Raw genomic sequence first — 7815 nt, 5'->3', positions numbered from 1 at the left:
TGGTCGTACCCGCGCCGCGCGGCCGTGAAACCACGCTGAGCAGAAAAATTCCGAGGGCCGGCGCCGTCGGGCGCCGGCCCCGGAACGGACCGTTCGGGAGGAGCCGAGGCTCAGGCCAGGCTGCGCACCAGGAGGGCGTCGCCCTGCCCGCCGCCGCCGCACAGGGCGGCCGCGCCGAGCCCGCCGCCCCGCCGCCGGAGCTCCAGGAGGAGGGTCAGCGCCAGACGCGTGCCGGACATCCCGATCGGGTGGCCGAGGGCGATGGCGCCCCCGTTCACGTTGGTGACCTCGCTGTCGATGCCGAGGTCGTCCATCGAGGCGATGCCGACGGCGGCGAACGCCTCGTTGATCTCGAACAGGTTGATCTCGCCGACGGAGCCGCCCGTCCGCTCGAGCGCCCGGCGGATGGCCCGGGACGGCTGGTGGAGCAGCGACGTGTCCGGCCCGGCCACCTGCCCGTAGCCGACGACCTCGCCGAGGGGCTCGACGCCGAGGCGCTCGGCCGCCGCCCGGGAGGCGACGACCACGGCCGCGCCGCCGTCGGAGATCTGGGACGCGTTCCCGGCGGTGATGGTCCCCGACGCCGCGAACGCCGGCCGGAGGACCGACAGCGACTCGAGCGTCGTGCCCGGCCGCACGCCCTCGTCGGTCTCGACGAGGATCGGGTCGCCCTTGCGCTGGGGGACCTCGACGGGCACGACCTCGTCGTTGAACCGCCCGTCCTTGGCGGCCGCCGCGGCCCGCTCGTGGGAGAGGGCGGCGAACTCGTCCTGGCGGCCCCGGTCGATGCGCATGGCCTCGGCGTAGCGCTCGGTGCCGCCGCCCATGTGGACCTGGTCGAACGCGCACCAGAGGCCGTCGTTGATCATGGCGTCGAGGATCTCGGCGTTGCCCATGCGGTAGCCGGCCCTCGCCTGGGGCAGCAGGTACGGCGCCCTCGTCATGGACTCCATGCCGCCGGCGACGACCACGTCGGCGTCGCCGGCCTGGATCATCTGGTCGGCCAGGTAGATGGCGTTGAGCCCGGACAGGCAGACCTTGTTCACGGTCGTCGCCGGGGTGGTCATCGGGATGCCGGCCCGCATGGCCGCCTGGCGGGCCGGGATCTGGCCCTGGCCGGCCAGGAGCACCTGGCCCATGAGGACGTAGTCCACGGCGTCCGGGGCCACGCCGGCCCGCTCCAGGGCGGCCTTGATGGCGAGCCCGCCGAGGTCCATGGCGGAGAACGACGCCAGCGAGCCGGACAGCTTGCCGATCGGCGTGCGGGCCCCGCTGACGATCACCGAACCGGGCATGACGACTCCCTTCGAGCCGGGCGAGAGCAAACGGCGACCGCAGCGTACCGGCGGCGGCGTCCGGGCCGGCCGGCCGGCCCCGCTTCTGGAGGCGGGCGGGGCCCGGTCGGTAACCTCCGGCCATGCAGCCCATCCTCGAGGCGATCCAGGCCGGCGCGCCCGGCGACGAGCTGGCGGCCCTGCCCCTGCCCGAGTCCTACCGGGCCGCCCTCGTGCGCGCCGAGGACGTCGAGATGTTCCAGGGGATCGACTCGGCCGACAAGGACCCGCGCAAGTCGATCCACGTCGACGAGGTGCCGGTGCCGGAGCTGGCCCCCGACGAGGCGTACGTCGCCGTCATGGCCAGCGCCATCAACTTCAACACGGTCTGGACGTCGATCTTCGAGCCCCTGCCCACCTTCGGGTTCCTGAAGCGACTCGGCAAGGAGAGCGTGTGGGGCGCCCGCCACGACCTGCCCTACCACGTGCTCGGCTCCGACGCCTCCGGCGTCGTGCTGCGGGTCGGGTCCGCCGTCCGCCTGTGGAAGCCGGGCGACCGGGTCGTCATCCACTGCAACTACGTCGACGACCAGGACCCGACGGCCCACGACGACTCCATGCTCGCCGCCAACCAGCGCATCTGGGGCTTCGAGACGAACTTCGGCGGCCTGGCCGACCTCACCGTCGTCAAGGCCAACCAGCTCATGCCGAAGCCGGCCCACCTCACCTGGGAGGAGGCGGCCGTCAACGGGCTGTGCAACGCCACCTCGTACCGGATGCTCGTGAGCCGGAACGGGGCGGACATGAAGCAGGGCGACGTCGTGCTGATCTGGGGGGCGAGCGGCGGGCTCGGCGGCTACGCCTGCCAGTACGTGCTGAACGGGGGCGGCATCCCCGTCGGCGTCGTCAGCTCCCCGGACAAGGCGGCGCTCCTCCACGAGCTCGGGGTGGACGCCGTGATCGACCGGCGGGCCGGTGGCTACCGGTTCTGGTCCGACGACCACACCCAGGACGAGGCCGAGTGGCGCCGGTTCGGCAAGGACATCAGGGGCCTCGTCGGCGAGGACCCCGACATCGTGTTCGAGCACCCCGGCCGCCAGACCATGGGCGCCTCGGTGTTCGTGGCCAAGCGGGGCGGCACGGTCGTCACCTGCGCGGCCACCTCGGGCTACATGGTCGAGTACGACAACCGCCACCTGTGGATGAAGCTGAAGCGCATCCTGTCGAGCCACTTCGCCAACTACGCCGAGGCGTGGGCGTCGAACAAGCTCATCGACCAGGGGAGGATCGTCCCGATCGTGTCGGCCGTCCACCCGCTCGAGCGGGTGGGCGAGGCGGCGTTGGAGGTGCACCGCAACCGCCACGAGGGCAAGATCGGGGTGTTGTGCCTGGCGCCCGAGGAGGGCCTGGGCGTCGAGGACGAGGAGCGCCGGGCGGCGGTCGGCGAGGACCGCCTCACGCTGTTCCGCCGGCACGCCGCGGCGGCCGCCGCGAAGGAGGAGGACGCATGAGCCCGCTGACGGCACGGATGCCCGGCCAGGACGACGAGGACGAGGTCGGCCAGAGCGGCCAGGGCGACGGTGCGCTGCTGACCGAGATCGACCACGTCGCCATCGCCGTCCACGACCTGGGCGCGGCGATCGACTGGTACCGGGAGGCGTTCGGCGCGCTGGTCGAGCACCGGGAGGTCGTCGAGAGCGACGGCGTGGAGGAGGCCCTGCTGCGGGTGGCCGACTCCTACGTCCAGCTGCTCACGCCGACGAGGGACGACTCGCCGGTCGCCAAGTTCCTGGAGAAGCGGGGCGAGGGCCTCCACCACATCGGCTACCGGGTGGACGACTGCGCCGCCGCCTTCGCCGCGGTGGTCGACGCCGGCGGCCGGATGATCGACGAGGCGCCCCGCCCCGGCTCCCGGGGCACGACGGTCGCGTTCGTCCACCCCAAGGGCGCGTTCGGGACGCTGATCGAGCTGGTCCAGGAGTAGCGGGTGCCGACCGAGGCGAGGGGCGTCGTCAGCCGCGCCGCGGGCGAGCCGGTCACGGTCGAGACCGTCGTCGTCCCGGACCCCGGCCCGGGCGAGGCCGTCGTGCGGGTCCAGGCCTGCGGGGTGTGCCACACGGACCTGCACTACCGGGAGGGCGCCATCACCGACGACTTCCCGTTCCTGCTCGGCCACGAGGCGGCGGGGATCGTCGAGGAGGTCGGCGAGGGCGTCACCTCGGTCGCCCCCGGCGACTTCGTCGTGATCGCGTGGCGGGCGCCGTGCGGGACGTGCCGGTCGTGCCTCAGGGGCCGGCCCTGGTACTGCTTCGCCAGCCTGAACGCCCGCCAGAAGATGACCCTCGCCGACGGCACGCCGCTGTCGGCCGCCCTCGGCATCGGCGCGTTCGTCGAGCGGACCCTGGTCGCCGCCGGGCAGGCCGTGAAGGTCGATCCGAGGGCCCGGCCGGCCGCCGCCGGCCTGATCGGCTGCGGCGTGATGGCCGGGCTCGGGGCCGCCCTCCACACCGGCGGCGTGCAGCGGGGCGACACGGTCGCCGTCTTCGGCTGCGGCGGAGTGGGCGACGCGGCGATCGCCGGCGCCGCCCTCGCCGGGGCGAGGACGATCATCGGGGTCGACGTGGACGCCCGCAAGCTCGAGTGGGCCAAGGGATTCGGCGCCACCCACGTGGTCGACGCCAGCAGCACCGACCCGGTCGAGGCGATCAAGGAGCTCACCGACGGGTTCGGCGTGGACGTCGCCGTCGAGGCCGTCGGCCGGCCGGAGACCCTGAAGCAGGCCTTCTTCTCCCGCGACCTGGCCGGCACGCTCGTCCAGGTCGGGGTGCCGTCGCCCGACATGGTCGTGGACCTGCCGATGATCGAGCTGTTCGGCCGGGGCGGGGCGCTCAAGCCGTCCTGGTACGGCGACACCCTGCCGACGAGGGACTTCCCGATGCTCGTCGACCTCTACCTCCAGGGCCGGCTCGACCTCGACGGGTTCGTCTCCGAGACGATCGGCCTCGACGACGTGGAGGAGGCGTTCGCCAAGATGCAGCGGGGCGAGGTGCTCCGCTCGGTGGTGGTGCTGGAGTGACCGCGAGGGTCGAGCGGGTCCGCACCAGCGGGGTGTTCTCGCTCGACGGGCAGGACTTCGAGGTCGAGAACAACGTGTGGCTCGTCGGCGACGACGACGAGGTGCTGGTGATCGACGCCGCCCACGACGCCGGGCCGATCCTCGAGGCCGTCGCCGGGCGCTGGGTGCGGGCCGTCGTCTGCACCCACGGCCACAACGACCACGTGAACGCCGCCCCCGACCTGGCCGCGGCGACGGGCGCGCCGATCCTGCTCCACCCGGCCGACCTGCCGCTCTGGGACCAGGTCATCCAGGGCCGGCCCAACGCCGACGTGGCCGACGGCCAGCGCTTCACGGTGGCCGGGGCCGAGCTGGTGGCGCTGCACACGCCCGGCCACACGCCGGGCGGCGTGTGCCTGTGGTGGGAGGAGGGCGGCGTCGTGTTCTCGGGCGACACCCTGTTCCGGGGCGGCCCGGGCGCCACCGGCCGGTCGTTCTCGGACTTCCCGACGATCGTCGAGTCGGTCAGGTCGCGCCTGCTGACCCTCCCGCCCGACACGGTCGTCCACACCGGCCACGGCGAGGACACGACGATCGGCGCCGAGGCCCCCGACCTCGACGCCTGGATCGCCAGGGGCCACTGACGGGCTAGGAGCCGAGGACCTCGCGGTAGCGGCTCTCGACCAGGGAGTAGAGGCCGAAGGCGACGAGGCCGAGGGCGACGAGGCCGAGCAGCCAGGGGCCGTAGGCGGCGTCGGCCACCGTGCGGAGGGCACCGTCGAGGCCCTTGGTCTCGTCGGGGTCGTGGTCGAGGGCGGCCTTGACCAGGAACCAGCCGAGCACGCCGAACACGACCATCCTGGCCAGGTGGCCGGCCACGCCCAGGCGGATCGTCCACGTGCGGGTGGCCGGGCTCATCTCGCCGGTCTTCAGGTGCTTCACGAACTTCTTCTCCCACCCGCGGTAGCCCATCCACAGGCCGAGGGCGATCAGGGCCAGGCCGGCCGCGATCACGAGCGCCCGGCCGAACGGCGCGTCGAGCACCTTCGCCGTCCACTGGTCCTCCTGGCCGCGGTTGCCGTTGCCGTTGCCGTTGGACGAGTCGCTGGTGATGAACGGGATGGTGCTGACCAGCAGGGCGACGTAGACGGCGGCCCGGGCCAGGTTGCTCAGGCGCTTGCCCCACTTGTCGGCCACGAACGCCTCGACGAGGCGCCACAGCGCGTAGCCGGCGAACCCCACGGCGAGGATCACGAGCAGGACCTTGCCGAACGGCTGCTCGGCGACGGTCTGGAGGGCCCCGTCCTTGTCGGCCCGCTCGCCGGTGTCGCCGAGCGCGATCTGGATGGCGAGGACGCCCACGAGGATCCACACCACCCCCCTGGCGAACAGCCCGACGCGGCCGAGCCCCTCGACCCACGGACTGCGGGCGGCCTGGCCCGCCGCCCTCCCTGCCTGGCCCCGAGCGGATGTCACGGCGGAAGTCATCGGTCACGCTCCGTTCTGCTTGCCAGCGTTGTGCCCGCCACGGTGGCGAGCCACGCTCCGCCGACGACGGCCCCGCCCGCCACGTCGGTCGGGTAGTGCATGCCCCGGTACAGCCGGGAGAGGGCGACGGCCACCGGGACGAGCGCCAGCACCCCGATCACCAGCCACCGCACGGCGGCCCGCCGCAGGTGCAGGGCGGCGAGGACGGCGAGCGCGCCGTACAAGGCCACCGCCCCGGCCGTGTGCCCGGACGGGAAGCTGGCGGTGGCGGCGACGTCGTCGAGGCGCTCGACCGGCGGCCGGGGCCGGTCGACCACGCCGGCCACGGCGACGAACACGCCGATCTCGCCGCCCACGGTGAGCAGGACGAACAGCGCCTCCCGGTTGCGCCGCCACACCCGCCAGGCCACGAGCGCGGTCAGGCCGGCGACGGTGACGAGCAGCGGCGTCCAGGCCAGGTCCGTCACCCGGTCGGTGACCGCGTTCCAGGCCGACGTCCGGTGGTCCTCGAACCAGCGGCTGCCGTCGACGTCGGCCCGCCCGAGGGAGGTGTCGTCGGCCGCCTCGACGGCCGAGCCGGCGGCCACGCCCAGCCCGAACAGGACCAGCGCGACGAGCACGAGCGTGAGCGCGACCCGCCGGGCGCTCCAGCGGGAGACTGGGGGCATCACCACCCACGTACCCCGATCCCTCGCCGTCCAGCCCGTGGCGGCCGCGGCCGCCGTGGTCATCGCCGTCGCCGCCGTCGTGGTGGCCGTCGTCGCCGCCGTCCGCCTGGCGCGCACCGACCGGCTCCCGCCGGCGCTGGCCCGCCGCCTCGACCGGGCCGAGGCGACCGGGCTGGTGCTCACCGTCGCCGTCGCCGTCCTGGTGGTGGCCGGCGCGGCGTTCGGCGCCGTGCTCGAGATGGTCCGCAGCGAGCGCGGGCTCTACCGCTTCGACGCCGGCGCGGCCCGGTGGGGCGCCGACCACGCCGAGCCGGTGAAGGGCCTCCTCGAGGCGCTGACCCAGCTGGGCAGCACGCTCGTGGTGGCGGCGGTCGCCGCCGTCGTCGCCGCGGTGGCGTGGGCCCGCCGGCGGGACGGGCGGGTGGCGCTGTTCCTGCTCGTCGTCGTGGCCGGCCAGAACCTGCTCGCCAACTCGATCAAGGTGCTGGTGGGCCGGGACCGGCCGGCGGTCCTCCAGCTCGTGCACGCCACCGGGCTCTCGTTCCCGTCCGGCCACGCCACGGCCGCGGCGGCCACGTTCACGGCCGTCGCCGTCGTGCTCGGGCGGGGCCGGGGCCGCGTTGCACGGGCCATGCTCGGGGTGGCGGTGGCCGTGGTGGTGGTCGTCGTGGCCGCCACCCGCGTGCTGCTCGGCGTCCACTGGCTCACCGACGTCGTCGCCGGGTCGTTCCTCGGCCTGGCCTGGACGACGGCCTGCGTCGTCGCCTTCGGCCCCCGCCTCACCCGCGCGCCGACGCCCCGCCCTCCTCCGTGAGGAACGCGGCCGGGACGGCCTCGGCCAGCCACACCCCGTTGGCCGACCGCCAGAACCGGTGGCCGGCGGCCGCCATCGCCGCCGCGTCCACGCGGAGGACGACCGGCCGGCCCCGCCGGGCGCCGACCGCCCTCGCCGTGCCCGGGTCGGGCGACAGGTGGACGTGGTGGCGGCCCATCGGCCGCAGGCCGCCGGCCCGGATGGCGGGCAGGGCCCGGGCCACGGTGCCGTGCCAGAGGACCGGCGGCGGCACCGCGGCCTCGAGGCCGAGGTCGACGGGGACCGAGTGGCCCTGGTTGGCCCTGATCCGGTCCCCGTCGAGCGCGTAGCGGCCCTTCGCGTCGGCGGCGACCAGCCTCGCGAGCCCGGCCCGGTCGAGCCGGTGCCCGGCCCGCCGCATGGCCGCCAGGACCTCGTCGACGTCGGCCCACCCGCCGGCGTCGAGGCGGACGCCGGCCTCGTCCGGCGCGTGCCGGAGCGCCCACGCCAGCCAGCGGGACGCCCGGTCGGCCATCG

Annotated in this window: 9 protein-coding genes; 5 read left to right on the top strand and 4 right to left on the bottom strand. The window is 74.7% G+C overall.

Annotated elements, in window-relative coordinates; translation table 11 throughout:
- Positions 1-110 precede the first annotated feature (110 nt).
- Positions 111-1295 carry an acetyl-CoA C-acetyltransferase gene (locus tag VGB14_10805; protein HEX9993407.1) on the bottom strand — a complete coding sequence of 395 codons (1185 nt, stop codon included), beginning with the start codon at positions 1293-1295 and terminating at the stop codon, positions 111-113.
- Positions 1296-1417: 122 nt separating this feature from the next.
- On the opposite strand from VGB14_10805, the gene ccrA reads away from it, so the two are divergent.
- Genes ccrA through VGB14_10785 form a run of 4 tightly spaced genes read left to right on the top strand, consistent with a single transcriptional unit; the run spans position 1418 to position 4973 of the window.
- Positions 1418-2785: a crotonyl-CoA carboxylase/reductase gene (ccrA, locus tag VGB14_10800; protein ID HEX9993406.1), complete on the top strand. Its 1368-nt coding sequence runs from the start codon at positions 1418-1420 to the stop codon at positions 2783-2785.
- Positions 2782-3258, top strand: a complete 477-nt coding sequence (gene mce, locus VGB14_10795; protein ID HEX9993405.1) for a methylmalonyl-CoA epimerase — start codon at positions 2782-2784, stop codon at positions 3256-3258. The genes ccrA and mce overlap by 4 nt, the downstream gene beginning before the upstream one ends.
- Before the next feature lie 3 nt (positions 3259-3261).
- A complete protein-coding gene (locus VGB14_10790; protein ID HEX9993404.1) occupies positions 3262-4350 on the top strand; it encodes an S-(hydroxymethyl)mycothiol dehydrogenase in 1089 nt (362 codons plus the stop codon).
- Entirely contained in the window at positions 4347-4973 is a 627-nt protein-coding gene (locus VGB14_10785) for an MBL fold metallo-hydrolase (GenBank protein ID HEX9993403.1), read from the top strand. The genes VGB14_10790 and VGB14_10785 overlap by 4 nt, the downstream gene beginning before the upstream one ends.
- Before the next feature lie 4 nt (positions 4974-4977).
- Here VGB14_10785 and VGB14_10780 read toward each other — a convergent pair whose 3' ends face one another.
- Together VGB14_10780 and VGB14_10775 are read right to left on the bottom strand one after the other, a co-directional pair.
- Entirely contained in the window at positions 4978-5805 is an 828-nt protein-coding gene (locus VGB14_10780) for a DUF1206 domain-containing protein (GenBank protein ID HEX9993402.1), read from the bottom strand.
- Between the two features lie 8 nt (positions 5806-5813).
- Positions 5814-6485 (bottom strand): phosphatase PAP2 family protein, encoded by a 672-nt coding sequence (locus VGB14_10775; GenBank protein ID HEX9993401.1) that lies wholly within the window; start codon positions 6483-6485, stop codon positions 5814-5816.
- Here VGB14_10775 and VGB14_10770 point away from each other — a divergent pair.
- Positions 6442-7299: a phosphatase PAP2 family protein gene (locus VGB14_10770; protein ID HEX9993400.1), complete on the top strand. Its 858-nt coding sequence runs from the start codon at positions 6442-6444 to the stop codon at positions 7297-7299. The two genes, VGB14_10775 and VGB14_10770, sit on opposite strands and share 44 nt — an antisense overlap.
- Here the strand turns inward: VGB14_10770 and VGB14_10765 are convergent.
- Positions 7265-7813, bottom strand: a complete 549-nt coding sequence (locus VGB14_10765) for an RNA 2'-phosphotransferase (protein HEX9993399.1) — start codon at positions 7811-7813, stop codon at positions 7265-7267. The genes VGB14_10770 and VGB14_10765 overlap by 35 nt on opposite strands.
- Positions 7814-7815: the final 2 nt, after the last annotated feature.

The sequence above is a fragment of the Acidimicrobiales bacterium genome (assembly GCA_036399815.1).
Lineage (GTDB): Bacteria > Actinomycetota > Acidimicrobiia > Acidimicrobiales > DASWMK01 > DASWMK01.
The sequence above is the reverse complement of the archived record's forward strand: the minus strand, read 5'-3'. Positions and strand labels throughout refer to the sequence as shown.